Source organism: Bartonella sp. MU70NMGDW, from assembly GCF_042194085.1.
Lineage (GTDB): Bacteria > Pseudomonadota > Alphaproteobacteria > Rhizobiales > Rhizobiaceae > Bartonella > Bartonella grahamii.
In genome coordinates this window covers 1-710 of sequence record NZ_JBHIMK010000537.1, presented here as the reverse complement: position 1 = coordinate 710, position 710 = coordinate 1, and the positions used below count along the sequence as shown (strand labels likewise).

General features: G+C 43.2%; 1 protein-coding gene. It reads left to right on the top strand.

All coding sequences use genetic code 11. The features are described from left to right. On the top strand, positions 1–710 hold a 710-nt coding region (locus ACFIKE_RS12035), incomplete at both ends, for an autotransporter domain-containing protein (protein ID WP_375650196.1).

Below are 710 nucleotides of genomic sequence, written 5' to 3'. Positions count from 1 at the left end.
GAAATTCTTGAAGCGGGTTCTGGCTCTGGTCCAAGTGTGATCGCCCCTGTAGCACAAACAGCAAGCTATTTGGTCATGCCAAATGCTCTCTTCTACAGTGGATTAACAGATATGGCTAAACAAAACGCGCTCTTAGCCAATATCAGAACATCTGTCTTAGGAAAAGAAGAAGAGAAACAAACCGGTTTCTTCCTTTACACCTATGGAAGCACAGGAACTTTATCTTCTGAACGCGGACCTCTCAAATACGGTTACGGTGCTGATATTCGTTATGCTGCTCTCCAAGCCGGTGTTACATTGGCAGCAATTGAAGGGCAAAATACCACAACACATCTCGGTCTTGTAGGCACCTATGGGCAGCTGTCGTTCACACCAAAGGACATAAAAGATGCAGGAAAGAACACGCTGGATAAATGGGCCATTACAGCCTATGGCAGTATACAGCATAACAGTGGTTTCTACATCGATGCACTCTTGTCCTATGGTATCCTAAAAGGGCATATCGCCAATGCCATCAGAGGCAATACCGCAAAATTGAACGATGCCAAAATGTTGAGTATCTCCACCACTGTTGGCAAAGAATTTGCAACCGGAATGGAAGGTTTAACATTTGAGCCACAAGCACAAATTGCCTATCAACATTTGATGTTTAACACCATTGAAGATGCTGATAATTTTACTGTTGATATGAACAATCCTTCTCAATGGTT